General features: G+C 46.2%; 21 protein-coding genes. 14 read left to right on the top strand and 7 right to left on the bottom strand.

Translation table 11 applies throughout. The features are described from left to right. Positions 1–126 precede the first annotated feature (126 nt). Together sixA and JK130_RS12055 are read left to right on the top strand one after the other, a co-directional pair. On the top strand, positions 127–627 hold the full coding sequence (gene sixA, locus JK130_RS12060) for a phosphohistidine phosphatase SixA (protein ID WP_218354579.1): 501 nt from the start codon (positions 127–129) through the stop codon (positions 625–627). Positions 628–770: 143 nt separating this feature from the next. Then, positions 771–956, top strand: a complete 186-nt coding sequence (locus JK130_RS12055) for a hypothetical protein (protein ID WP_218354578.1) — start codon at positions 771–773, stop codon at positions 954–956. Here JK130_RS12055 and JK130_RS12050 read toward each other — a convergent pair. Both JK130_RS12050 and JK130_RS12045 read right to left on the bottom strand, forming a co-directional pair. Continuing rightward, entirely contained in the window at positions 953–2,245 is a 1,293-nt protein-coding gene (locus JK130_RS12050) for an HlyC/CorC family transporter (protein ID WP_218354577.1), read from the bottom strand. The genes JK130_RS12055 and JK130_RS12050 overlap by 4 nt on opposite strands. A gap of 130 nt (positions 2,246–2,375) precedes the next feature. After that, entirely contained in the window at positions 2,376–3,170 is a 795-nt protein-coding gene (locus tag JK130_RS12045) for a cytochrome C assembly family protein (RefSeq protein ID WP_218354576.1), read from the bottom strand. A gap of 304 nt (positions 3,171–3,474) precedes the next feature. Between JK130_RS12045 and ffh the strand changes: the two genes are divergently transcribed. The 5 genes from ffh (at position 3,475) to JK130_RS12020 (ending at position 11,342) form a co-directional block, all read left to right on the top strand. Next, positions 3,475–4,851, top strand: a complete 1,377-nt coding sequence (gene ffh, locus JK130_RS12040) for a signal recognition particle protein (protein WP_218354575.1) — start codon at positions 3,475–3,477, stop codon at positions 4,849–4,851. Between the two features lie 224 nt (positions 4,852–5,075). Then, positions 5,076–8,762 (top strand): ATP-binding protein, encoded by a 3,687-nt coding sequence (locus JK130_RS12035; protein WP_218354574.1) that lies wholly within the window; start codon positions 5,076–5,078, stop codon positions 8,760–8,762. Next, positions 8,759–9,394 (top strand): condensin complex protein MksE, encoded by a 636-nt coding sequence (locus JK130_RS12030; protein ID WP_218354573.1) that lies wholly within the window; start codon positions 8,759–8,761, stop codon positions 9,392–9,394. Before JK130_RS12035 ends, JK130_RS12030 begins: the two co-directional genes overlap by 4 nt. Beyond that, a complete protein-coding gene (locus tag JK130_RS12025; protein ID WP_218354572.1) occupies positions 9,391–10,611 on the top strand; it encodes a phosphoenolpyruvate carboxylase in 1,221 nt (406 codons plus the stop codon). The genes JK130_RS12030 and JK130_RS12025 overlap by 4 nt, the downstream gene beginning before the upstream one ends. A gap of 320 nt (positions 10,612–10,931) precedes the next feature. Then, positions 10,932–11,342 carry a tellurite resistance TerB family protein gene (locus tag JK130_RS12020; RefSeq protein ID WP_218354571.1) on the top strand — a complete coding sequence of 137 codons (411 nt, stop codon included), beginning with the start codon at positions 10,932–10,934 and terminating at the stop codon, positions 11,340–11,342. Positions 11,343–11,881: 539 nt separating this feature from the next. Here JK130_RS12020 and JK130_RS12015 read toward each other — a convergent pair. The 3 genes from JK130_RS12015 to JK130_RS12005 all read right to left on the bottom strand — a co-directional run bounded on the left by JK130_RS12015 (position 11,882) and on the right by JK130_RS12005 (position 17,913). Beyond that, positions 11,882–14,989 (bottom strand): efflux RND transporter permease subunit, encoded by a 3,108-nt coding sequence (locus JK130_RS12015; protein ID WP_218354570.1) that lies wholly within the window; start codon positions 14,987–14,989, stop codon positions 11,882–11,884. After that, a complete protein-coding gene (locus tag JK130_RS12010) occupies positions 14,986–16,038 on the bottom strand; it encodes an efflux RND transporter periplasmic adaptor subunit (RefSeq protein WP_218354569.1) in 1,053 nt (350 codons plus the stop codon). Before JK130_RS12010 ends, JK130_RS12015 begins: the two co-directional genes overlap by 4 nt. 135 nt (positions 16,039–16,173) lie before the next feature. Further along, positions 16,174–17,913 (bottom strand): ABC transporter transmembrane domain-containing protein, encoded by a 1,740-nt coding sequence (locus JK130_RS12005; protein ID WP_218354568.1) that lies wholly within the window; start codon positions 17,911–17,913, stop codon positions 16,174–16,176. A gap of 270 nt (positions 17,914–18,183) precedes the next feature. On the opposite strand from JK130_RS12005, the gene rpsP reads away from it, so the two are divergent. The 7 genes from rpsP (at position 18,184) to tyrA (ending at position 23,164) form a co-directional block, all read left to right on the top strand. Continuing rightward, positions 18,184–18,435, top strand: a complete 252-nt coding sequence (rpsP, locus tag JK130_RS12000) for a 30S ribosomal protein S16 (protein ID WP_195809889.1) — start codon at positions 18,184–18,186, stop codon at positions 18,433–18,435. A gap of 22 nt (positions 18,436–18,457) precedes the next feature. After that, positions 18,458–18,979, top strand: a complete 522-nt coding sequence (rimM, locus tag JK130_RS11995) for a ribosome maturation factor RimM (protein ID WP_218354567.1) — start codon at positions 18,458–18,460, stop codon at positions 18,977–18,979. Beyond that, positions 18,980–19,741 (top strand): tRNA (guanosine(37)-N1)-methyltransferase TrmD, encoded by a 762-nt coding sequence (trmD, locus tag JK130_RS11990; RefSeq protein WP_218354566.1) that lies wholly within the window; start codon positions 18,980–18,982, stop codon positions 19,739–19,741. Positions 19,742–19,759: 18 nt separating this feature from the next. Next, positions 19,760–20,119: a 50S ribosomal protein L19 gene (rplS, locus tag JK130_RS11985; protein ID WP_218354622.1), complete on the top strand. Its 360-nt coding sequence runs from the start codon at positions 19,760–19,762 to the stop codon at positions 20,117–20,119. Between the two features lie 78 nt (positions 20,120–20,197). After that, entirely contained in the window at positions 20,198–20,716 is a 519-nt protein-coding gene (locus JK130_RS11980) for a maltose acetyltransferase domain-containing protein (RefSeq protein WP_218354565.1), read from the top strand. Between the two features lie 196 nt (positions 20,717–20,912). Beyond that, positions 20,913–22,001: a 3-deoxy-7-phosphoheptulonate synthase gene (locus JK130_RS11975; RefSeq protein WP_218354564.1), complete on the top strand. Its 1,089-nt coding sequence runs from the start codon at positions 20,913–20,915 to the stop codon at positions 21,999–22,001. A gap of 20 nt (positions 22,002–22,021) precedes the next feature. Further along, positions 22,022–23,164 carry a bifunctional chorismate mutase/prephenate dehydrogenase gene (gene tyrA / locus JK130_RS11970; RefSeq protein ID WP_218354563.1) on the top strand — a complete coding sequence of 381 codons (1,143 nt, stop codon included), beginning with the start codon at positions 22,022–22,024 and terminating at the stop codon, positions 23,162–23,164. A 121-nt stretch (positions 23,165–23,285) separates the two neighbouring features. Here tyrA and pheA read toward each other — a convergent pair whose 3' ends face one another. Together pheA and JK130_RS11960 are read right to left on the bottom strand one after the other, a co-directional pair. Further along, positions 23,286–24,470, bottom strand: coding sequence for a prephenate dehydratase (gene pheA, locus JK130_RS11965; RefSeq protein WP_218354562.1), 1,185 nt, complete (start codon positions 24,468–24,470; stop codon positions 23,286–23,288). A 235-nt stretch (positions 24,471–24,705) separates the two neighbouring features. Next, entirely contained in the window at positions 24,706–25,506 is an 801-nt protein-coding gene (locus JK130_RS11960) for a response regulator (protein ID WP_218354561.1), read from the bottom strand. Between the last annotated feature and the right edge of the window lie 28 nt (positions 25,507–25,534).

Here is a 25,534-nt window from a genome sequence, read left to right as displayed (position 1 = left end):
CACACTTCACTAATTCCAAGACTTAACCATTAGTATGAGATACTAAAGAATACTTACATATCTCTAGGCTATAAATATGGGTTCTGCTATCGTTAAAGAGCAGTACCTCATCTTATTAGTAATGTTATGTCACGTCAAAGCAGCGATTCGATTTATCTATTTGTAATGCGCCACGGAGAGGCCGAAAACTTGCGTCGCGATGACAAGTCGCGAAGCCTCACCGATTTTGGTTGTACACAGGCCGTTCATACCTCTCGATGGCTGGCCAAATACACGGCCGATCATGCGATTGATCTGGCTTTGGTTTCCCCTTATCAGCGAACCCGCCAAACCTTTGATATGATGACCGCCGATAATAAGTTCAGTGAAATGCAACTTTGTAGTGATATTGTTCCAGAGGGCGATACGCAGCAGGCGCACGATCTACTTGATGTGTTGTTGTCACAAACACGTAAAATACCGGTAAAAAATGTGCTGGTAGTCAGTCATATGCCATTTGTAAGCTATTTTGTGGATGAGCTATGCCGCACCCAACGAACGGCGTTATTTGCCACCGGCTCAGTTGCCGTTATTCGTTACTCACTTAGTCGTCAGTATGGCGAATTGCTAGAGCACTTTCAGGGCTAAAGGCATTCATAATGTGGCAAAACATAGTGATGCCACAAGTTATTCTTAAGTAAAGTTGGTTTTGTCCGATATAGTTAATACTTGAGAGACAACGGTTACTACTTTTTGCGGTGAAAGGGGGACCGTTCTAATGAGCAATGGTCATGATCCCAAAATCCATTCCAGAACTGTTACAGCGTTCGCTAGAAAGTCATATTGAAGATGCAGATTTGCGTAACGATGCTGAATTGCAACAGCTTATGGGCAAACTTTCAAACTTGTCACAAAAAGTGGCGGCAGCCAAAGCCCAGGCGCTGGCACGCCGGGCTCAGTCTAAAGCGAAAGATTAATCGTCGTTGGACACTTTTTGAAACGCAAAATACTCAGGCATTATTCTAACCGTCTTGATCATATTTTCAGTGATATCGACAATTTCGATGGGGTAACCGGCCAGTCGAACACTCACCCGGTTTTCCGGAATTTCTTCCAGATACTCTAAAATCAGTCCGTTTAAAGTTTTGGGTCCTTCAGTAGGTAAGTTCCACTCCATTTCCCGATTTAGATCCCGAATATTCGCGCTGCCATCGACCAATACGCTCCCATCTTGTTGCAGATGCGCTTCTTTGCTGTGATCTGGCACCATGCTGGTCGTAAAGTCGCCAATGATTTCTTCTAAAATATCTTCAAGGGTAACCAAACCCATGATGTCACCATATTCATCCACCACAAGTGCGATACGCTCTTTTTCTGCCTGAAACTTGTACATCAGGGTATGCAAAGGCGTGGACTCGGGGGTGTAATACACCTCACGTACTGCGCGCAGCAAGCTGCTTTTTGTAAATTGGTCCCGAGAAAGCAAACGAAGCGCATCACGTACATGTACAAATCCAACCGCATCATCAATACGGTCACGATATAAAAGCACCCGTGTATGCTGCGAACTGGTCAGTTGTTTCTGAATTTTTTTCCAGTCGTCGTTGATATCAATGGCAAATATCTCAGCGCGCGGCACCATAATATCTTCGGCGGTAACACTTTCCAGGTCCAAAATACTTACCAGCATATCCTGGTGCTTTTTAGGGATCATAGCGCCGGCTTCATACACCACTGTGCGAAGTTCTTCGCGGCTTAAAGAGTCGTCGCTGCCCGTCGTGGGATTAATTTTCAGCATATATAATATGCCATTTGTAATGCTGTTAATTAGCGCCACAAACGGATACATCACGGTTAACAATGGCAGCAAAATTAACGAGCTGGGAAACGCAACTTTCTCTGGGTACAACGCAGCCAGCGTTTTAGGCGTAACTTCAGCAAAAATTAATAAAATCAGGGTTAAACCAAAGGTGGTTGCGAAAAAACCCCAATAGTCACCAAATAAGCGGGTGCAAATTATAGTGGCTATCGAAGAGGCAGCAATATTGACCAGATTATTGCCGATAAGGATTAAACCAATAAGCCTGTCAGGCCGGTCTAGTAGTTTCTGAACCCGTATAGCAGAAGTATTACCTTCTTTTTGCAGATGTTTAAGCCGATAACGGTTTATCGACATCATGCCGGTTTCAGAACTTGAGAAATAAGCAGAGAACAAAATGAGCACCGCAAGGATAATTCCTAACGTGCCGGTTGATATGGCGTCCAACTATGGGTTTCCTATACCTTGATGATTTTTCAATAGTGTTTTGTGTAACCAACAAAATTCATGAGTACACAACGTTACCGTATTTTTGACGGTTTGTGATGAATTCTGGCTAAAAAAAATTTAACCCGGGTTACAGCAGTACCTCCCGAACAAAACGGCTGCCAAAGTAGGCAAGGGTAAGCAATACTATGCCTACAATGTTCATAACAATTAACTGTCGGCTTCGCCAGCCTTTCAGCTTTTGGCCTGTCAGTATGAAAATATACAGGATTAGCGCCAGGATAGATAACACAGTTTTATGAGCGTACTGTAGGCTGAACATGTCTTCTAAAAAAATAAACCCGCTTAGCAGCGAGATAATCAGTAGTCCTGTTCCTATTTGCAGAAGCCTGAACATCAGTCCTTCGACTAAGGTCAGAGGGGGCAGGGCAGAATGTAGCAAAGAGGCCCCTTTTTGTTTTAGCCGAAAAGTAATATAAGAAACTTGTAATGCATATAAAAATGCAATAACCAGCGTTCCGTAGGCAAATAACGATAAGGTAATATGAATAACCAAACCCGGGTGAAGCTCAATGTGCATAATGTGATTAACCGGGATCAGCCACGACGCAAGCACCGTTAATGCAGAGAAAGTAAACACGACCGGCAACATGATACGATTCGGCAGTACCCTGGCCGAGGCCAGTAAAGCGGCCGTAATCAGCCAGGCCACCAGCGACAGCACGTTGGTAATGCTCATGTTCTGACCCGGCGCCACCATAATGGTATTAATTAAAAATACAATATGAGCGATACACCCTACACCCGCGCATCCTGTAGCAATGCCTCGGTTTGAGTTTTCATTAGGATGAATAAAACGGCGCACAAATAAGGTGGCTGCCGTAACATAAAGTATCACCGCCAAAGGCGCAAAAAGCGAGGTCATGAATTGTCCTGTTGAGCCTGCATTTAGAAACGAACTACCTGATAATGGTTGGCTTTGCCACGTAAGTGACCAAACCGCAAAAAGGTATTGTTACGGTAAGTATTGATAAAATACAACTGTACGCTTGATTTTTGGTAATAGGTATCACCATATTGTTCACTTAAAGTTTATCAGACCGTCCGACGAAAGCCCGACGTTATAGTATTTTTGTCCGTAAGACAAAATCTTCATCATCTGATGGTACGTTCATTATCTAATTTTCGTTATACTAGACTTATTAACCAAACAAAGAAGACTCCTGTGTATGTTTGAGAATTTATCCGAACGCCTTGGCCAGACCCTCAAAAATGTGAGCGGCCGGGGCCGCCTGACTGAAGACAACATCAAAGATACCCTGCGCGAAGTGCGTATGGCATTACTTGAGGCCGATGTTGCCTTACCTGTGGTCAAAGAATTTGTTGCGCAGGTAAAAGCTCGTGCAGTCGGTACTGAGGTGTCTAAAAGCCTGAAGCCGGGTCAGGTTTTCATCAAAATTGTACAATCTGAACTTGAAGCCGTTATGGGCGAGGCAAATGAAAAGCTGAACCTGGCAACGCAACCCCCCGCGGTAATATTGATGGCGGGTTTACAGGGGGCAGGTAAAACCACCAGTGTGGGTAAGCTGGCTAAATACCTCAGCGAACGCGAAAAGAAAAAAGTAATGGTGGTGAGCGCCGATATCTATCGTCCTGCCGCGATTAAACAGCTAGAAACACTGGCCGAAGAAGTTAATGCAGGCTTTCACCCCTCAACGGTATTACAAAAGCCAGTAGATATTGTTGAAAGTGCTATTGATGCGGCCCGTAAGCAATTTTACGATGTGCTGCTTGTCGATACCGCCGGTCGTTTGCATGTTGATGCTGACATGATGGACGAGATAAAAGCACTGCACGCATCGGTGAAGCCCATCGAAACCTTGTTTGTGGTTGACGCCATGACCGGTCAGGATGCGGCCAATACCGCGAAAGCCTTCAACGATGCATTGCCATTGACCGGGGTTATATTAACCAAAGCTGATGGTGATGCCCGTGGTGGTGCCGCCTTATCGGTTCGTAAAATTACCGGTAAACCCATTAAATTTTTGGGTATGGGCGAAAAAGTGGATGCACTGGAACCTTTTTATCCTGAACGCGTCGCTTCGCGCATCTTGGGTATGGGCGATGTCCTGAGCCTGATTGAAGAAGTTGAGCGCAAAGTCGACAAAGACAAAGCGCAAAAGCTGGCCAAAAAAGTACAAAAGGGTAAGGGCTTTGATCTGCAAGACTTTAAAGAGCAGCTTGAGCAGATGAAAAACATGGGTGGCATGATGGGCATGATGGATAAAATGCCTGGTATGGGCGGCATGATGGACAAAATAAAAGATCAGGCCAACGATAAGCAGTTTAACCAAATGGAAGCCATCATTAGTTCCATGACCCCTGGTGAACGCGCGCGACCAGACATAATCAAAGGATCGCGCAAACGTCGCATTGCCGCCGGGTCAGGTACCCAAATTCAGGATGTAAACCGACTGCTGAAGCAATTTACTCAAATGCAGAAAATGATGAAAAAAATGTCTGGGGGCGGCATGAAAAAAATGATGCGCCAGATGAAAGGCATGATGCCTCCGGGCGGCGCAGGGGGTATGTTTCCACCCAGATAAACAGGCTTACATTAGAAGCAGCAGTGACAGCTTTTAATTCAAAATATTTAAAAAATGCCGGACTTCACGCCGGCATTTTTGTCTGTAAATCTCAGATCATAGTGTTAACAATACTACTTTCTTACGCTGTTTTTTGGCAAAATACCGCCCCAGCTAAGACAAGGACGTAATACACACAATCGCTCCTTTAATTATCCTTTCCTCTAATAACAACAAAGGTTTTTATGGCTGGTTTAAAACGCATTATTCTTATTGATACCCATTTACCCGGTATTGTTGAGCTGAAGCTCGAAGGCCATACCAATATCTGTGGTACCAATGCTTCGGGAAAAACCACCTTACAGCGACTGATCCCGGTTTTTTATGGGGAATATCCTAGCCGGGTTGTACCTGCTACCCGCGATAGCTTTGAACGCTGGTATTTGCCAAGAACCTCCAGTTTTATTATTTACGAGTATAGCCGGGCTGATGAACAATTGTGCCAGGCGGTACTTAGCTCGTCGGGGAATGGCGTTAACTATCGTTTTATCGGTAAAGCGTTTGCAATTGATGACTATTTAACCACCAAAAATAGTGGGAAATTTATCAGTATCAGCAGCGTCGAAATTGCCCGAAACATGAAGCGCAATGACGTACAGGTTAGCAGCCAGCTCAATACCAAAGATTTCAGGGCGATACTGCAAAACGATCACAGCGTTCTTAATCAAAGCAGCAATGCCCGCGAGTTATTGGTTTATTCGCGAATATTCAGTTTGTGCGCTCAACAGCACCATATTCGGCATATGGAAAAACTGGCTAAAGCGGTGCATTCAAAAGAAGGCAAGATGGAAACCATCAAAGCCATGATTGCCGCTATTTTAGAAGAAGACGGTGTACAACCTCCTTCCTCAGGCTTAAGCAGGCAACGTGTTGATGACTGGATTCGTGAGTGTCAGCTTATTAAGCAATTTGAGCGCATACGTCCCGAATTTGTTCGATTGGAACAAGCTAACTTAGCGTTAAACGAAGCAGAAGTTACATTAAGTGAATTATTGGTTTGCCATGAAGCTGACAAACAGCAGCTTGATACACAGATAGACGAAACCTCACAGGCAATTAAAGACAACGAATTTAATCGTAAACAAAGCGAACGTGAATGGCACAGCCAACGTGATGCTTTAAACCAGACCGTCTCTGGCGCGCGCGCGGATGTTGAGAAATACAGCAGTGAGTTAGAATCAGTAGAAAAAGAATACGACTATTGGCAAAACCAGAATATTGACCAGTTAAAAGAAGACGTTGCCAGCCTTGCACAGTGGCAAAATCAGCTCGCTACAGTAAGTAGCCGCTACGCACTTCTTACCGAGCAGCATCAGGATGTCGAGTCCGCCTATTCGCGCCAGGTTGCGGAGTCTGGCGAACGGTTGGCCCATGCGTTAGAGCAACTGGCGCAAAACCGGCAAGATATTGCTGATAATTATGCCAAACAGCAACACTTAGAAAGTGAAGGTTTGCATCAGCTAAAACAACGTTACGCCGAGCAATTGCAACAGCTAAACAACGATACCCAGCAGCAGCTTAATGCGCTTAAATTAGCGGAAGCTGAATTAAACGCTACCATCGCTCATACCGGTTTTAACGAAAATGAACAGTCGCAGCTAGATATGTTGGATGCCGCCATTAAACAGGCTTCACAAAACGAAGATGCGGCGCGTAGTGAATATCGACAAGCACAACAAGCGCACCAGAAGTCAGTACAGCAGCGCACAAATGAAGACAATCACCTTGAGAAGCTTCGCCAGCATTATTCTGACCATGAAAAAGAGGTGACCCGTTTACAACAGTTATTGTATCCGGGTGAAGGGTCGTTGCTGGAATATTTACGTAAAAATGTGGATGAGTGGGAAACCTCAATTGGTAAAATTATTCAGCCAGAGTTACTAAAGCGCACTGATTTGCATCCCCAAAACAGCGATGATAGCCGCAGTATTTTTGGCATCAGATTAGACACAGATATTATTGAAACGCCTGAGTACGCGAACAACGAGCAGCAATTACAACAAAAGTTAAAAACTGCTCAGGAACACCTATCGAGCCTTCGTCAGCAGCAAGATGAACAAGAAAACAAACTGAGGCTGGCAAGCGAACACGTGCGAGAGTGCGAATTGGCGTTGAGCCAGTACGACAACGCAGTTCGTAGTGCTCAGGCTGGTCGCCAGCGAGCTCAGCAAGATCGTGACTCGCTGCACAGTGAATACCAGCAGGCGGTGAGCCAGCGCCGGATAAAAATTAACGCCCAACTACAAACAAATACTCAGGCTCAGCAAAAAGTCAGCAATCAGTACCAGCAAGATAAAGACAAAATTTTGCATGAGCAAGGCGAAGCACAAACCGAGCACCGTTTCCATTGGCAGCAACTTTTGGGCGACATCAAAACCCAGCTTGAGCATATTGATTCAGAAACCCGGCAGACTAAAGCATTGGCCGGTACCGAGCGTAAAGAGCTTGAGGTTTGGCTTGAAAATGAGCTAAATCAGCGTGGCGTTGATGTTGATGAAATAGGTCAGCTGAAAAAACAACAAAAAAGCCTTGCCAGCAAAATTCAAAAGACCGAGAGCCAACGTTATCAGGTTACCGATTACGAGCGCTGGTATCAAAACACCTTTGTAGGTCAAAAGATTAGCTGGCAAAACTCCTTAAGTGAAGCCAGACACATTCTGGCCGAAACCGAGCGGGCTTTGGCCTCGCAGCTTGCCGCATTTCGGCAACAGCGTGAACAGGCTCAGGAACACCATAGCAAGCTGCAAGGCCAGCTTGATGTTGCTTCAGAACATCTTGAAAAAATACGCGGAATATTAAAAATACTAAAACGAATGTCATTGCAAAGTATAAAGCCAGATGACACAGTCAGCCAGGATGATATCAGCATTGGTCAGCGAATCGCTCAGTCGCAAAGGGTTATGCAGGAACATGAAAAACTAACCCTGGATGTAAAAAATTATGTTGAACATTTTGACCAGCTTATTGCCGCGCAGGCGGGTACCGGGTTATCAGATACCTGGGAGCGAGCCCGCGAAGAATGCACAGCGACTAACGCTCAGGGTATCAAAGCGGTTGATCACAGACGCATGGTCAGACATTTGGCGCAGTTGATTAATGTTATGGTGCCGCAAAAGCGGCAGGGATTAAAAGAACAGGGCCGAATTTTTGGCGCTGATTTAACTCAATATTATTATGTGCTTGCTGACATCGACAAGCGCATTGTCAGCCAAAGCCGCCGCATAACCCAGGAAGTTGATAGTGAATTGTTTCTGGACGGGGTGTCAGACTCGGCCGTTAAGATACGCTCACGTATCAGCGAGCTGGAGTTTTGGCCTGAATTGCAACAGTTTCGCGACTATTATGATACCTGGATTAAAGAAGGCTCGGCCGAGCTTCCCAGCGAGGAATATGCTCATAGTATGCGCAAGGTGTTAGATATTCTGGGGCGCGCAGCACTGGGTGGCGGTATCAGTAAACTGCTGGATATTGAGCTGCATCTGCGTGAAGGGAACAGCGACCTGGTTATTCGTACGGATCGTCAGCTAAATGAGTCATCAAGTCACGGCATGGCCTACATGATATTGTGCAAATTTTTGCTGGCCTTTACCCGCTTATTACGCGGCGACGAAAATACAATTGTACACTGGCCCATTGATGAGCTGGGCACCTTACACCAAAGCAATGTTAAAAAAATCTTTGATGCGTGTCATAACAACAATATCAGTGTAGTAGGCGCCTTTCCAAACCCAGAGTCAGACGTACTCAGTTTGTTTGAAAACCGTTATCTGATAGACAAAGTCAGTCGCCAGCTGCAAGTGGTTCAACCCAATACCAATGCCATCGCACATCGTATCGCTCAGCAGCGTCAAAAACAGGAGACATCGTTATGATGAACGAAGCCGGTCGGGTCCTGAGTTTGCTACTGGAAGGCAAATTTATTTGTCAGGTTACCGATGAAGAGGCATGGCGATACCTTAAACGTCGCGACAATGTTCAGACCCTTGAACCGCATCTTGCTTTACTTAACCGTAGTTTGGCCACCACCGCCGATGGTGAGGTATTTTTTTGCGCCTACACTACGCTGGGCGACGCAGAACGAAAAGTGTTACAGCAGCAGTTTCAGGACATTGCATCGAATTTAATTCCTCTGGTTGAGTGGCTGATGCTGATTCAGCAAGCCAGTGAGTCAGATATACCGCTGACAATAGGCGGGGCATTACGTCTGAGCGAATTGCAATCGGTTATTGAAGATACGCCCGCTTATGCTGAACAACTGGAAAAAATTTCACGCTACCGGTTGTTTAACTCGACCAGCGTCAATCTTGATGGTCAGCTAAAGCAGGTGTTTAAAAGACTGACCGATTTGGGATACTTGCACAAACCTAATAGCGAAAAACAAATCTACCTTGCTACCGGCAAAATTGAGCACCTGTACGAAATAATAAGATTTATCGACGAAACAGAATCTTTGTCATTAGCCGAACAGGCTGATGCGGCCATATCGCAAGGTAACTTGCTATGAGCCAGGCATTAATTCAGGCCAGCGGGCGACTGTTTAATGCGTTGAGCCGTCATCATGAGCTTATTATGCAGGTGTATCTTAATGGGCAGGTAGATGAAACCCAGTCCAGCACGAAAGTCCTTGAGCAACTGATTCAGTTGGGCATACTCTGGCGACCTGATGCTCATAGTCCATTGCGGTTAAAAAGCGCTGTTCGAAACCTGCTTGAAAGCAGTTTACAAGACGAGCGAAACCGAACCATAGATGCCAATATTGGCGCCGCACTTGCCAGTCTGAAAACGTTGGTGGGGCACTACAAAGAAGCGATGCACTATAACCGCTACAGTGAAGCCCAGTCGCATATGAGTACGCTAACCGAACATGTTTATCAGCTGACAGAGTCGCTGGGAAACAGTGTACGTATTATGTTTAGTCGAATTAACAACGAATTTGGGTATGTGGTGTCGGTCGATGCAAAAATACGCGAAAACGAACTCGCCCAAAGTCAGGTCTCCGACTTATTACAGCAGTTAGAGTGTTTTCAGTTTGACCAGTTAAGTGAATTAGCCGGTAGTCAGCGCGAATTGCGTCATTTACTTGTGGTCGCCCTTCAACAAAGTTTTTCCAGGGCGGCTCAGGAGCTCTCTGTTGCGCAAGCCCGGTTACTTGACCTGTTAGGGCGCTTCAGAGAATTCAAAGGCCGTACCCGATTGCTAAAAGGGTTTTTATTGCACTGTGAACACCATCCCGATTTCACCGTAAATGAATACCCGGCGTTGTCCCAGGTACCCACTTTGTTTAATCAGGCGGCGGCAATGCTCAATCCCGCTGCTGCTGACGTGAATTATGTCCATCATGAAGCTGACTATCATCAGATGGCTACTCAACTGACTCATTTAGGCAACCGGCCCAAAGCCGAAACAAGCGAGACCGTAAATAACGAGCTGGAAGTTACTGAGCAATCTACCGTAGCGCTTATAAAGGGTGAAATTCAGCACGCGGTAGAATGCTACTTTTGTGAGGTTATTGACTCGGGACAAGCATGCTCGGCACTTGACTACTATCAACACCAAAACTTTGATTTTGACGCCGAAGTTTGGATTTATCAGGTTATTGGCGGCTATCAGGCACTCGATGAAACCGATAAATTATTCTTTGCGCTCGATACACAAGGCCAGGCTCACACTACCTTTACCGGAAACTATTACATTCACGATGTGACATTGGGTTTACGGTAATATACGCTTTCATGCTGCAGGTTAATTGCATTTAAAGCGGTTTAAAAATGTTAAATTTGCACCATAAAAAATTGTTCACAAAATATTAACAATTCACTTCTGCTCATTTATACTAGGTACTGAAATCAACCCGAATTCGGGTGATGTTCTGATAGCTTTACAGTGTTACATACAGGTAAAAAGTGACCCGGTGTTCGTCATGAACCTTTCATTAGCACCCTGCGTAACAGGCTTGTTATTAAAAACCGGTAGTTGCTTAAACCTCAGGCAGCACGGGAGTTTCATCTATAATTCGTCTTTGCAGGCGAGCGGAGCATTCAATGCAGTTATCTAATCAGCAAATATTCAATCAGGCAATTATCAGATTATCCGTATTGCTATACCAGGTAGACAACAAAGTTACCTTGACCGAACAAGATTACTTAGAGGAATTACTAAGCTCGTTAGACTGGCAAAGTCCAATTTGTCGTGAGGCATTTTTTAATGATGTGGTGTACCAGACCCGTTTGGCTTTAGATACAGGAACGAGTATAGATTATTTACGTTCGTTTAAAGATGATTTGCTATTTAACGCAGAACTGGCGATGGAAGTCGCTATAGCTATGACCGGAATCGATGGCGACAGAAGCGATGAAGAAACCGAAATTCTTTCCTTGTTGAGTCATAAAATGTTGGCCAGAGCATTAGTTTACAATACCCCCAGGCCCACAGAAGCCCGTCAGATAAACTAGTCTTTACTTTTCTTTGAAGGGCCACCGCTTAGGGTGGCTTTTCTTCATATTTTAGCGCCATCCGCTTGCGCTTTTTAATGATGAATTTAGTCACCGTGCTTGTTACGAGCAGAACATCGAAAGCTTTGTCCGCATATCAGCGACGCAATCATTTTCTCTGAGTTTTTTCTGACCAACCATTAAGCACTAACCAGCGCTTGTGTTGTTGGGAATACTCACATTCAACGCGGGGCTGACTCAGTTACGGATGTATCTCGCGTCTTAGTTGGTACTGAATATTTAATAGGTGATAAACCACAGGGTTTTGCTCGTGATAATATGGGGATCAGGGTCTCACATGAGCTAGGTGTAGCTATTGATGCCGGGAGATAACAAAGTGGATGTCTCTGGGTCCGCGGTTTTATTTATGTTCGTCTTTATTTTGGCTGGTTTGGTGGGCGGTAACAAGATGAGAAAACACGCGACAGCGTAGGCTAACTAATCGATTTCTAACAAAAAAGGCATCATTTGATGCCTTTTTCTATTTTACAATATCTTGGTTACAGCGATTGCTGATGAGCCTGATCAAGCTCGCTTTCCAGACGCTTACTTTCATCAGCACGGGGCTTGGTGAAGCGCGCTAACCCTAAATATAAGACCGGGGTTAGATAAAGGGTAAATACTACGGCGATACCTAATCCGCCAAATACAACCCAACCTATGGCGTTACGCGACTCTGCACCTGCACCGGTTGACAAAATAAGAGGAAGACCGCCTAAAATTGTCGACACTAACGTCATCATAATAGGGCGAAGACGTACTTTTCCTGCTTCCACAATGGCGTCGTAGACATTGTAACCCTGGTCGCGAAGCTGATCGGCAAACTCAATCAACAGAATGGCGTTTTTAGCTAATAAACCAATTAACATCACCAAACCAATTTGTGAATACACATTAATTGTGGTGTTGGTCAGGTACAGGGCGTAAATGGCCGCCGCAATACCAAAGGGTACGGTCAGCATTACCACCACGGCACTGTTTATACTTTCAAACTGTGCTGCCAATACCAGCAGTACAATGATGAAGGCCAATACGTAGGTCAGGGCAATTTGTTGTGACGTTTCTTCAAAGGTTTGTGCCTCACCCAGGAAAATCAGACCTATTCCATCTGGGAGTGTATCTTGCAGACCCCGGATTTTTTCAACGATTTCATTAATAGGCATATCTTCTGGTAATTCCATTTCCAGCTCTATCGCCCGACGTTGAGCCTGACGTTCTAATTCTGCCGCTACACCTTCTTCGCTAATATAGGCAATACTAGATAAAGGAACTAACGCGCCGCTGTCTGACTTTACGTACAAATTAGTTAAATCGGCCGGATTACTGGTATTGCGTTCGCTGGATTGCAACATAATTGGAATAGCCTGATCGCCGACGTTTAAATCGGCAATATCGTCACCATTTACCGCCACGCGCAGTGTGCTGGCGATATCAGATAATGGCACACCCAACTCTTCGGCTCTGCGCCGGTCTATATTAATGCGCATTTGCGGCTGTGTAGGTTCATAACCTATTCTTGGCGCGCCCAGCTCAGGTAAGGTTTCTTCAATCTCACGGGCAAAACCTTTCGCTGCCTCATATATTTGTTCGTAATTGCCGCCGGTTAAAGCCAGTTCAAGTCCGCCTCCCTGGCCGCGCAGGTTCAGGCTGTTGCCGCCAAAAGCATTACCGGGTGCCCCCGGAATAGCCTGCAATTTGGGACGAATATCATCAACCACGTCCTGAAGCGATTGATCCCGGTCATCCCAGTGTTGAAGCGGGGCGGTAATAAATACGATATTGGGATCCCACGAGCCAACCACCGTATAAACCGAGTCAATAGTGCCGTTTTCGACATACGGCATTAACACCTCTTCCATCTTTTCAGCCTGACGGTTCATAAAGTTCATGCCCGCGCCATCCGGCCCTCGTGCAAAAATACGAATCGTTCCGCGATCTTCACTCGGTAATAATTCACTGTCGATTTGACCCGCAGTAAACCAGGCACCCAGGCCGGCTAAAATACTTAAGAAAACAACAATCCAGCCATGGCGTAAAGACCACTTTAAAGAACGCTGATAGCCTCGAAGCCCTGCGTAGCCGGCTCGTCCCAGAGTGCGCTGAAACAGTCCATTCGAAGGATTATTTTTTAACGGCAATCTGGCCGTAAGGGCGGGCACTAACGACAGCGCTACAAAAGAAGAAATAATGACTGCGCCAGCTAAAATACCGCCAAATTCACGAAACAGACGGCCGGCCGTAGAGGGTAAAAATGCAATGGGAATAAATACTGATGCTAACACGGCGGTGGTCGCCACTACCGCAAAGAAAACCTCACGAGAACCTACCACCGCAGCAGCCCGTGCGCCAAGCCCTAAGCTACGGCGTCGCTGAATATTTTCAGAGACAACAATTGCATCATCGACAATCATGCCGGTAGCTAATACCAGCGCCAACAACGTAAGAATATTGATTGAAAAACCGAGCGCCCAAACTACCGCCAGCGCGCCCGCAAGCGAGACGGGGATAGACAATGCCGGGACTATCGTGGCGCGCCACGAGCCGATAAAGATTAATAAAGTGAAAATAACCAATAAAATCGTCAGACTTAGTGACTGTACCACTTCGCCTACTGAGTCCCGGATAAATTCTGCATCATCTGAGGTCAATACAATATCCATATCGGTAAAGCGCTCATTCATCTGCGTTACCATGGTGCGCACTTCATCAGATATTTCGATAGTATTAGAACTGGCCTGACGAATAACCCCCAAACCAATAACCGGTTTACCATCAAGACGCACCATACTGGTGGTGTCGGCGGGACCAAAATAAACACTGGCAACGTCGCTGATACGAACATCGCCTTGCAATACAATTGCTGCCACATCTTCGGCGGTCACCGATGTTGCGTCAGCGCGCACAATCAGTGACTGGTCTTTTGACTGAATGCTACCGGCAGGAACATCAAAAGGGGCCAGCCGTAAGGCTGCCGCCACATCGGTCATCGACAACCCAAAACTGGTTAAGCGTAAAGGGTCTACCGAGACGCGTAATGTACGTTCTCGATTACCACTAAGCTGAACATCAGCAACCCCGGGAATACTTAAAAACAAGGGGGCCAGATCGGTATCTACCCGTTCGGTAAGAGTTTCCATATCAAGGGTATTAGATGAAACTGCCAGGCTTACCACTGCCTGTGCATCGCTGTCGGCGCGGATTATGGCTACTTGCTCAACGTCTTCGGGTAACTGGCGTTGCACCCGGCTGACAGACTCTCTGGTTTCATTAGCCGCATCTTCCAAATTTACGCCAGGCCGAAACTCAACCCGAATACGTGCTGAATTCTCTTCGCTTTGAGCATAAATATTTTTAACTCCGCCCACCCGTGCGACCGCACCTTCTAAACGGCTGGTTAATTCAGCATCAACCGTTTCAGGGGACGCCCCAGGTAACTGAGCAGTGACAGTAATGGTAGGTGTATCAACATCGGGCAGCTCGCGAACTTCAAGACCATTAAGAGCCGCAAAGCCAGCAATAATAATCAGCAGGTTAAGAACGACAATCAACACCGGACGGCGAATAGCCGTAGACGGTAAGTCATTCGCCTGGGTGGTCAGCTTGCTCATTGGGGCGATCTCCGGGCCAGTTCAGTGGTTACTTCCTGGCCATCGCGCAAACGTTGCACGCCTTCAGAAATAAGCAAATCGCCTTCGCTTAAATCTCCTGAAACTAAGATGGTGCCCCGTAAACGCTGATGCACTTTAACATCGACGCGTTTGGCTTTACCTTCATTCGAAATCCACACATAGGCGCCGTTAGCGCCCCACAGCAATGCCGCTTCGGGAATCGCTGCATAGCGGTTACCATTTATTGACAAGTTAACCCGAAAGCTCATACCCGGACGGTATTTATCATTACTGTTGTCAAGCATAGCCCGGGCACGCATGGTGCGATCGGTTTCGTTGATGCGCGAATCAATTTCGGCAATTTGAGCTGAAATTTTCTGGTCACGATCGGTCCATGGTTGAAGCGTAACAGAAGGCTCATTCATAATTATTGGAAGCGCCGCTTCCGGAGCCCGAAAATTAACATACAATTTTGTGCGATCATCTAAAGTGGTGATGGCCGTTTGGGTTGTGATCCGGTCACCTTCTTCAATATCAGTTAATCCAACAATACCGTCAAAAGGAGCTTCAACAGTACGATCGTCCAGGTTGGCCTGTGCTTCGTCTAGAGCGACTTTGGCTAAGTCGCGGTCAGTTTGAGCGATATCTAGCTCACTTTGTGATACCGCGCCTTGCTGTAAGGTATCTTGTAATCTGTCTAAGCTTCTTTGAGCATCCTCAAGTTGTAACTTAGCGCGGCGCAAGGCAACCTGTTGTCTTCTGTCGTCAAGGCGAATCAACACTTTTCCCTGTTCTACATGTTGGCCAGGCACAAAGTTAATCTCGACAACTTCATCGCCTACAGCAGGATACAGCGTGACTGAGCGAACTGCTTCGGCGGTACCGACAGCTTCAATATTGCGGGTGGCATGTTCAAACGAAACTTTTTCAAGTACGACTAATTTAGCCTGATTATCACCAAAATATTGCGCCTGAGCGAGCGGACATAATATAGCGAAAAATAAAGCCAGAAAGGGTTTCTGACCATGCTTAATTAATTTTGTGAACATTGGATTTCCATTTGCTAAAAATATCGAACCCGCGCCGACAGTGAATAGATGTTAAAACGTGATTCACTGCAAGATGGTTCGAAGGTTGCTTATCGTTAATGTTTTTGCAACGCTTTATATAGCACCATAAAGGGTCTAGCTAAGCAATTGCAGTTCGGCGTATTCCCGATACAGGGTATCGCTTTTCATTAACTGATTATGATTGCCCTGAGCCGCAATACGGCCTTTATCCAGTACAATGATACGATCGGCATGCTGAACGGTGGCCAGTCTGTGCGCTATGACTATTGTGGTGCGTCCTTGCATAAGTGAAGATAATGCCTGCTGAACCATTTTTTCTGAACGTGCATCTAACGCGCTGGTGGCCTCATCCAACAGTAATACAGGCCGGTCGGCTAAAATGGCTCTGGCAATGGCAATACGCTGGCGTTGACCGCCGGACAACCGCACGCCGCGTTCCCCTAATTGTGTTTGATAGCCGGTTTCGAGCTCTTCGATAAAATCATGGGCAAAGGCGTTTTTAGCGGCCGCGATAACGTCTTCATCGGTGGCATTTTCGCGGCCATAACGAATATTTTCCATCACCGTGGTGGCAAACACTACCGACTCTTGACTCACTATCGCAATTTGGTCGCGTAAGTCGTGCAGCTTCAGATCTTTGATTAGGTGCTGGTCTAATTGTATTGCGCCTTTATTTATATCGTAAAAGCGCAATAAAAGTTGAAATAACGTGGTTTTACCTGCGCCACTGGCACCTACCAGAGCCACTTTTTCGCCCGCTTCAATATGCAAAGAAAAATCTTCAAACAGTAACGCAGAATCAGGGTAGCCAAAACTGAGATTTTGAATGGTTATTGAGGGCGCGGATATAAGGTGGGGAAGGGCAACGTCACCATCAGCAATATCGGCCGGCGAGGCCAGTAGTTCAAGCAATCGTTCAGAAGCGCCTACGCCGCGCTGAACTTCACCGATAACTTCACTGATAGTGGCTACGCTACCGCCAGCCATTATCGCGTAAAATAAAAAGGCCGACAGTTCGCCGGCCGAAATGGCGCCTGAAAACACTTGTCGTGCGCCCACCCAGGCAATCAGCAATATGGCAGTTAAACTCAGTACCATGATTAAGCCAATTAACAGTGAACGATAATGAATTCGCCAGCGGGCAACCTCAAAGGCATCGCCCACGCGCTTATCGAATTGTTTCGATTCGCTGGTTTGAGCATTAAATGCCTGAACGGTAGCAATCTCGTGCAGGCTTTGGTCAATATGAGCCCCTAAGTCAGCAATTTTATCCTGGCTGAGTCGTGCATAACGCCGCACTTTTGGCGCAAATACTTTTATTGGCACCAACACCATAGGTACGGCCAGTAAAACACATGCGGTTAATAATGGGCTGGTGGTGCCCATCAATATCAGGGCACCGATAAACGTCACGGCCGAACGTAACGCCATGGATAAACTCATGCCTACCACGGTTTGTAAGATAGCGGTGTCGCTGGTAAAGCGCGAAATAACCTCGCCTGTGCGAACTTTTGAAAAAAACGACGGGGATAAGCCTAACAAGTGGTGATAAAGCTGCATGCGTATATCGGCGCTAATACGCTCGCCAAGCCAGGTCATCAGGTAAAAGCGGCAATAGGTGGCGAGGCTGGCCACAATACAAATGACTAAGACCGCCAGCGCGGCTTTATTTAAAACTTGCGGGTGGTCGCCGATAAAGCCGTTGTCTATGGCATATTTTACACCCTGGCCCAGCGCCAGCCAGGCGCCTGAAGCAAAAAACAGCGCGATAACCGCTCCGACTACATGCCAACGATACGCCGACAAATGACCGGCCAGCCAGCGCAGTACTTCACGGGTATTTACCTTAGACAAAACATGTGATGATGACAGACCATCCTCCTAAGCACGGTGGCATTGTTAAAACGCAGAACAACCAGGGGTTGTCGTTATATCGCGGTCAATGCAGCTCATCATATACTACTGATGTGATTTATCTCGATTTAATTGATTTTAAGCCGGTGTTTCGCTTGCATTTGATTTGCATACCCGTATAATTCTGCGGCCTTCCAGCCTAGTTGAAATATCAGCGAAAGTCACAGGAAGGGAAGTTAACGGTAACGCTACAACGAGTTTGAGGCACCCATGGTTACTATTCGTTTACAGCGTGGCGGCGCGAAAAAGCGTCCATTTTATCAAGTTGTCGTGGCTGAAAGCAGCCGTGCACGAGACGGTCGTTTCATCGAAAACGTCGGTTTCTTCAACCCAACTGCACAAGGTCAGGCAGAGCGTCTTCGCTTAGATCTTGACCGTGTAGAATACTGGGTTGGTGTTGGCGCGAGCTTATCAGAGCGCGTTAACAGCTTGGTAAAAGAAGCAAAAAAATCAGCAGCGTAAGCTGCAATACTGGTAGGTATAAATGAGTCAAGCGTCTGACAATTTGGTTATTGGCAAAATCGGCGCGCCACATGGCGTTAAAGGTTGGGTTAAAATCAACACTTATACTAATGTACCAGAAGGTATTTTTGAGTATTCACCCTGGATATTGGGTGAAGAAAAGGAGTACCGAGTAGACCAGTGGCGACCGCACGGTAAAGTATTGGTAGCAAAACTTGTAGATATCGAGACTCGTGACGATGCCGAGCGCATCAAGAATCTGGATATCCGCATTACTGCTGACCAGTTACCTGAACTTGAAGACGGTGAATTTTACTGGCGTGAGCTTACCGGCATGCAGGTTGTAACAACGCAAGGTTACGATTTGGGTGTGGTAAAAGATGTGTTTAATACCGGTGCGAACGACGTGGTACAAGTCAAAGCAAACGCGAAAGATGCATTTGGTCAAAAAGAAAGATTACTGCCGTTTGTTCTCGACGAAGTCGTACAAACAGTGGATAAAGAAGGTCGGGTCATTACTGTAGACTGGGATCCGGGGTTTTAAGTGACCGCGGATAAATGGTTTGGCATTGTCAGCCTTTTTCCCGATATGTTTGCGCCATTTACCCAACAAGGGGTTATTGGACGAGCAGTTAAATCGGGAACCCTGGAGGTTGAAATATTTAACCCCAGAACCTACACCCATGATCGCCATCGTACCGTAGATGATCGCCCTTATGGCGGTGGTCCCGGCATGCTAATGATGGTCAAGCCTTTAACAGACGCAATTACGGCAGCAAAGCAGGCTGGCGGAGAAAACAGCAAGGTTATCTACTTATCTCCACAGGGTAAGAAACTTGATCAGGCCGGGGTCACCCGGTTAGCGCAGAATGACCGCATGATATTGATTTGTGGTCGCTATGAAGGAATCGACGAGCGGGTAATCGAAAGCCATGTTGACGAAGAAGTCTCTATTGGTGATTACGTGCTAAGCGGCGGTGAATTGCCCGCTATGGTCTTAATGGACTCAGTAGCGCGGTTAGTTCCTGGCGTGTTGGGGCATAAAGCTTCAGCAATTGAAGATTCTTTTACCGACGGGTTATTTGATTGTCCGCACTATACGCGGCCTGAAGTACTTGAAGGTCGATCAGTTCCTTCTGTGTTGTTAAGTGGAGATCATGAAAAAATACGGCAGTGGCGACAAAAGCAAGCGCTGGGAAGAACCTGGCAGCGTCGCCCTGAATTGTTAAATCACCTAGCTCTGACTGAGGAGCAGCAGCGTCTACTTGAAGAATTCAAGTCGCAGTTGCAGCGAGATGACAGTTAACTAGGACGAGAGGATATGATGAGCAAAGTCAGTCAAGATATCATCAAGAAAATTGAGCAAGCACAGCTCAAATCTGATGTTCCTGCGTTTAGCCCAGGTGACACAGTTATAGTTAAAGTGCGCGTTACTGAAGGTGACAAAGAGCGTCTACAGGCATATGAAGGCGTTGTTATCGGTAAGCGTAACCGTGGACTTCACTCGTCTTTTACCGTTCGTAAAATTTCAAGCGGCGAAGGCGTAGAGCGTGTTTTCCAAACACACAGCCCGGCAATATCTTCTATTGAAGTGAAACGCCGTGGTGCGGTTCGTCGTGCTAAGCTTTATTATCTTCGTGAGCGTTCAGGTAAATCTGCACGTATCAAAGAAAAGCTTAACTAAGATTACTAATCCTTGCGTTATTGTTAACTTTTCGAAAAGCCCGCAGATTGCGGGCTTTTTTTATGTCTGGAGAAAGCTATGACTCAGTCGCTGTATAGCAGTCAGATTTGGCAACAAATGATAGCCGGGCGGCCCTATCAAACCCAGGCCAAGCCGTTAAAACGAGCGCGGCTGCAAGCCAAAGACTATTGCGACAGACTTAATGGTTCATCGGTTGCCAGTGAGCGCCGACGGTGGTGTGAGCTATTATTGCCAAATGCCACTGTTGCCAGCATAGGAAACGGCTTTTATTGCGACTATGGGGTAAATATTAGTTCGCAAGCTAATTTGCAGATAGGTAATAATGTTGTGATGTTAGACGCCGGGCTTATTTTGTTGGGACAAAATGTCGTGCTTGGTGAGGGAGTGGTTATTGCCGCGATGCATCATATGCACTATGAGACCCGCCGGCGCGCAGGCTGGCAATACACGCAGCCGGTTAATATAGGAAACAATGTGATTATTGAGTCGGGTGCAACAATATTGCCTGGTGCTCATATTTCAGACAACGTTACTATTAAAGCAAACCAGGTAGTTACAGCCCGGTATCCGGCATAAATGCTATCTGTCAGTTAAATTACCGCTTTTAGCAAATGAAGGTTGCGCCTTTAACTATATATTGATAAAAAGTCAATCAGCTTAACTTAATAGTGAAAATGCGGGTGTAACTAATAGTTTGCACTCGAAGGGAGTGGTGAGGCGATGAAAGTCGACCTACACTTTGTAGTCAGATTTCAAATAGTAGAGTAGTAAGATGCAAGATACAGTAAACAATATTCATATCAGCACCCAAGATGTGTTGGTAACACCTGACGCATTAAGTCAGGAACTGCCGGTGTCAGAAAAAGCGTCAAATGGCATCTCTGCTGCAAGACAAACTATTTCAGATATTATCCACGGTGAAGATCATCGGCTGCTGGTTATTTGTGGACCGTGTTCAATTCACGATATTGACGCGGCAAAAGATTATGCTCTGCGACTCAAAGAGCTGCACGAGTCGTGCAAAGACAGCCTGTTTGTTGTAATGCGGGTATACTTTGAGAAACCACGAACTACAACAGGCTGGAAAGGACTAATCAACGACCCGCACTTAGACGGCACGTTTGATATTGAAACCGGCCTTCGAAGCGCCCGTGAGCTGCTTATCTGGCTGGCTGAGTTAGGACTGCCGGTGGCCACTGAAGCGCTTGATCCCATTAGTCCTCAATACCTTGCCGAATTGTTTAGCTGGAGTGCCATTGGCGCGCGTACCTCAGAATCACAAACTCACCGCGAAATGGCCAGCGGTTTATCTATGCCTGTCGGATTTAAAAATGGGACAGACGGCAGTTTGGATATTGCGATAAACGCATTGAAGTCGGCGGCCACCGGCCATCGGTTTATGGGTATAAATCCTCAGGGTCAGGTCAGCATTATCGGTACTAAAGGCAACCCCGACGGTCACATAATTTTACGCGGCGGCAAACAACCGAATTACGACTCGGTCTGTGTGGCAGAGTGTGAAGTTGAGCTGGATGAAGCAAATCTAACTGCCGGATTAATGGTAGATTGCAGCCACGCAAACTCCAGTAAAGATTACCGACGTCAAACCGCGGTCGCCAAAAATGTGGTGAATCAGATTTTAGAAGGTAATCAGTCAATTATTGGCGTTATGTTAGAAAGTCATATAAATGAAGGCAACCAAAAGGCCGACGATAAAACGGTCGACGAGCTAAAGTATGGGGTATCTATTACCGATGGCTGTATCGATTGGCAAACCACTGAAGATTTGATCACGCAAATGCGCGATCGTCTGATTACCGTATTGCCTATGCGTCGTGATAAGCGCATCCAGGTTGCGTAAAAAGAGAGTATTAAACGCTTATGTCTGATTTGTCGAGTCGCTTAGGTGAACTACGTCAGGAAATTGATCAACTAGACTCACAGTTAGTCGAATTACTGGCTAAACGCGCAAAGGTCACCACTGAAGTGGGTCAGATAAAAGCGGAAACCGGCATGCCGGTGTATGTGCCCGAGCGTGAAAAAAACCTCATCGCTTCGCGGCGCAAACAAGCCGGGTCGGCCGGGGTTTCGCCTGATTTAGTTGAAGATTTACTGCGGCGCATTATGCGTGAGTCCTATCATACTCAAAATAACCGCTATCTTTGTATTAACCCAAATGCAGGTAACGTGGTGGTTATTGGCGGGCGGGGCGCATTGGGACGTGTTTTTGTTAATCTATTTCAAAAAAGTGGGTATCAGGTCAGTGTGGTTGAACAGGACGACTGGGACACTGGCAACGCTGAAACAGTGTTAAGCAGTGCTAAGCTTGTGGTGGTTGCGGTACCTATTAACCTGACCGAACAGGTTATCGGCCAATTAACCATGTTGTCAGACGACTGTGTATTGGCGGATATCACCAGCATCAAAGACAAACCCCTACAGGCCATGATGAGGGTTCATAACGGCCCGGTGGTGGGTTTACACCCTATGTTTGGCCCAGATGCGCCAGGCATGATCAAACAGGTGGTGGTGGTGTGTGAGGGGCGTATGCCCTCTGCGTATCAATGGTTAATAGAACAGATGAACACCTGGGGTGCTACCGTGCACCTTAGTGATGCTAAAGAACACGATGAAGCCATGGCCTATATTCAGGTGATGCGCCACTTTAATACCTTTGTGTATGGGGTGCACCTGCGAGGCGAAAAACCTGATCTTGAAAAATTAACTCAGTTTTCATCGCCAATTTACCGGCTTGAGCTGGCAATGGTGGGCCGGTTGTTTGCCCAAGCTCCCAATCTGTACGCCGATATTATCTTTAACAACCCTGATAACTTTACGTTGCTTCGCCGTTTTCATAAGCGCTTTGGGGATGCATTGTCGGTACTGGAGGCAGGGGACAAACCGGCCTTTACCCGTCAGTTTGCGGAAGTAGGTAACTGGTTTGGCGAATACGCCAAACGTTGTCTGACCGACAGCAAACAGTTGTTATTAAAAGCTGATGACAGTCACCTGTTACGCAAATAGGCATTAATTTGCCAGCGCTCACACCACAAAAACACCCGTGGGCGGGCGTTAAGCGCAACGCCGTATTAACAAAAAGCCGAATGTAGATTCGGCTTTTTTAATGGTTTTTAAGGCGGGTAACTTAAGGTTGCGTGAGCGCGTTGGCCGCGGCCACTTTAGTGGGGCTAATCTCCTCGCTGGGGTAACAGCCTAATACCTTAATATAGCGTGCAATGCTACGTAACGCCTCAAGCGCCTTTTGAACCGGCCCGTCCTGAACATTGCCCTGAACATCAATGTAGAACATTTCTTCCCATGGGTTTCCATAAATAGGTCGGGATTCCAGTTTAGTCATATTAATGTTGTTTTCACGCAATACCATAAGGGCGTCGACCAAGGCGCCCGGCTTTTGTACTGTTGATATAACCAAAGTGGTTTTTGCCGGAACCTGCAACGGAACTACAACCGGTGTCCGTGCCACCACAATAAAGCGACTGTGATTCTCTTTTTGGTTTGCCAGGTTTGATTTAATGGCAGATAGCCCATACAAGCCGCCTCCGGCTTCACTGCCAATGGCAGCCACATCGTCACGCTGAAGTTCGCTTACCATCAACATGGCTGACGAAGTGCTATCAACGGTTTTTACCTCAACATTGCCCAGTTCAGCCAAAAAATGACTACACTGGGTAAATACTTGAGGATGCGCATACAGCGTTTTTATATTATCAAGGGTGGTGTTGGTGGCGACCAGTAACGAATGGCGAATGGGATGAATCAGCTCGCCAATAATGCTCAGCTCAGTATGTTGCAGCTGGTCATACACTTCGTTAATGCTACCCGATGTACTGTTTTCGATAGGAAGAACAGCATAATCAGCTTCGGTTTGCTCAACTTTTTGAACAATTTCGGCAAAGCTCTGGCAGCCAATTTCTAATAATTCGCCGGGACGTCTGGAGAAATATTTTTGGGTAGCAAGATAAGAATACGAGCCTTTGTCGCCCAGAAAAGCTACGCGATTTAAAGGCAATGTTGCGCCTGGGTTAGCACGCGCTGCAAGTAAAGCCTGCTGATTGAGCACCGAGTCTTCAATAACAACATGAAAAACCTGGGTGACATAATGAGGGTCCAGGCCAACTTGCTGTCCTTCCTTTATCAGCCTGACTAATAATTGTTCTTCGCGCTTAATATCCCGCACCGGAATATGGTGAGAAATTTTGGTTTCTGCCACTTCCTGAGTCAGCTGGCGGCGTTCTGCCAGTAGCTGCAACAGTTGGCTATCTAGCTCAGTAATACGTTGTCGAATAGTGTCCAGTGCTGATGTTGACATGGTAAGTTCCGTTCAATAGCAAAAAAAAACCTCCCGATGCGGGAGGTTTTTAAACACAGAGCATTCTCCCTATATACAGGCAAAAAAGCGAATAAAGAAAAGAAAGCTGCGAGTGTAAATTTGTTTCATGCTAAGACTGTATAAACCCTGCGAGTACGTGTCAATCCTTTTTTACAGTATCGGATTTTTTATTTCTTAATTGTTTGTATTTATTTTATACATACTATGCTAGCATTCATTCACCCAGTAGAGCGGCTAACATTGCCCGAACCTCGGTAGGCTCAAAAGGCTTGTCACACAGGGCGTTAACACCGGTTTGTTGAATATTTAGCATATGCATACTATCGGAAGCTTCCGAGGTCACCATAATTATCGGAATATGCGAGGTTTCCGGGTTAAACCGGATAAATTCAGACAATTCTCTGCCATCCATTTCGGGCATATTGTAATCGGTGACGACCAAATCAAAGGTGTCATCTTTTATCAGGGTCAGGGCGGTGGCGCCGTTTTCAGCTTCCACAATTTTTTCAAGCCCCATGCCTTCAAGTACACGGCGTATATGATTGCGAGCTAAACGACTATCGTCGACCAACAACACTCTGACTTCCTGTACATCAAACAGCTCCAGTTCAAGCTCGTCATGATTTATCAAGTCTAAACTGGCATTCAGGGCGCGCGACAAATGTATCGGCTCAAACGGCTTTGGAAGAATAGCCGCCACACCGGCCTGTTTTAGTTCTTCAAGTTTGTTCAGGCGATTTTCTGAAGACACCAGCATAAAAGGAATACTTTCAAAGCCAGGATTTTCCTTAATGAAGGTGAGTAATTCTGAGGCTGTACCATCTTCAAAATACATTGAGCTTATGATCAAATCAGCCCCATGAGCCCGAATGGCCCCCCTGGCTTCGGCAAGATTGGCGACAGAATCAATTTCCTTTACTTTTTCTTTTAACAACAATGTTGTTATGATTTTTCGCTGTGTATCGGAAGGTTCTACCAACACAATATGTAAGTCACTAATAGACAGTTTTTCCATTAACTCTATCTCACTTTTTTATCGGTTA

Origin of the sequence: Alteromonas lipotrueiana, from assembly GCF_019249245.1 — a bacterium.
Taxonomy (GTDB): Bacteria; Pseudomonadota; Gammaproteobacteria; order Enterobacterales; family Alteromonadaceae; genus Alteromonas; species Alteromonas lipotrueiana.
The sequence above is the reverse complement of the archived record's forward strand: the minus strand, read 5'-3'. Positions and strand labels throughout refer to the sequence as shown.

Bases quoted from the DNA above. Each gene is read 5' to 3' on its own strand.
- JK130_RS11980 (WP_218354565.1), top strand. From the start codon at position 20,198: ATGACTCAGTCGCTGTATAGCAGTCAGATTTGGCAACAAATGATAGCC.
- JK130_RS12055 (WP_218354578.1), top strand. From the start codon at position 771: ATGATCCCAAAATCCATTCCAGAACTGTTACAGCGTTCGCTAGAAAGT.
- JK130_RS12020 (WP_218354571.1), top strand. From the start codon at position 10,932: ATGCAGTTATCTAATCAGCAAATATTCAATCAGGCAATTATCAGATTA.
- JK130_RS12035 (WP_218354574.1), top strand. From the start codon at position 5,076: ATGGCTGGTTTAAAACGCATTATTCTTATTGATACCCATTTACCCGGT.
- tyrA (WP_218354563.1), top strand. From the start codon at position 22,022: ATGTCTGATTTGTCGAGTCGCTTAGGTGAACTACGTCAGGAAATTGAT.
- JK130_RS12010 (WP_218354569.1), bottom strand. From the start codon at position 16,038: ATGTTCACAAAATTAATTAAGCATGGTCAGAAACCCTTTCTGGCTTTA.
- JK130_RS12025 (WP_218354572.1), top strand. From the start codon at position 9,391: ATGAGCCAGGCATTAATTCAGGCCAGCGGGCGACTGTTTAATGCGTTG.
- pheA (WP_218354562.1), bottom strand. From the start codon at position 24,470: ATGTCAACATCAGCACTGGACACTATTCGACAACGTATTACTGAGCTA.
- sixA (WP_218354579.1), top strand. From the start codon at position 127: ATGTCACGTCAAAGCAGCGATTCGATTTATCTATTTGTAATGCGCCAC.
- JK130_RS12045 (WP_218354576.1), bottom strand. From the start codon at position 3,170: ATGACCTCGCTTTTTGCGCCTTTGGCGGTGATACTTTATGTTACGGCA.
- rimM (WP_218354567.1), top strand. From the start codon at position 18,458: ATGAGTCAAGCGTCTGACAATTTGGTTATTGGCAAAATCGGCGCGCCA.
- rpsP (WP_195809889.1), top strand. From the start codon at position 18,184: ATGGTTACTATTCGTTTACAGCGTGGCGGCGCGAAAAAGCGTCCATTT.
- JK130_RS12015 (WP_218354570.1), bottom strand. From the start codon at position 14,989: ATGAGCAAGCTGACCACCCAGGCGAATGACTTACCGTCTACGGCTATT.
- rplS (WP_218354622.1), top strand. From the start codon at position 19,760: ATGAGCAAAGTCAGTCAAGATATCATCAAGAAAATTGAGCAAGCACAG.
- JK130_RS11960 (WP_218354561.1), bottom strand. From the start codon at position 25,506: ATGGAAAAACTGTCTATTAGTGACTTACATATTGTGTTGGTAGAACCT.
- JK130_RS12030 (WP_218354573.1), top strand. From the start codon at position 8,759: ATGATGAACGAAGCCGGTCGGGTCCTGAGTTTGCTACTGGAAGGCAAA.
- ffh (WP_218354575.1), top strand. From the start codon at position 3,475: ATGTTTGAGAATTTATCCGAACGCCTTGGCCAGACCCTCAAAAATGTG.
- JK130_RS11975 (WP_218354564.1), top strand. From the start codon at position 20,913: ATGCAAGATACAGTAAACAATATTCATATCAGCACCCAAGATGTGTTG.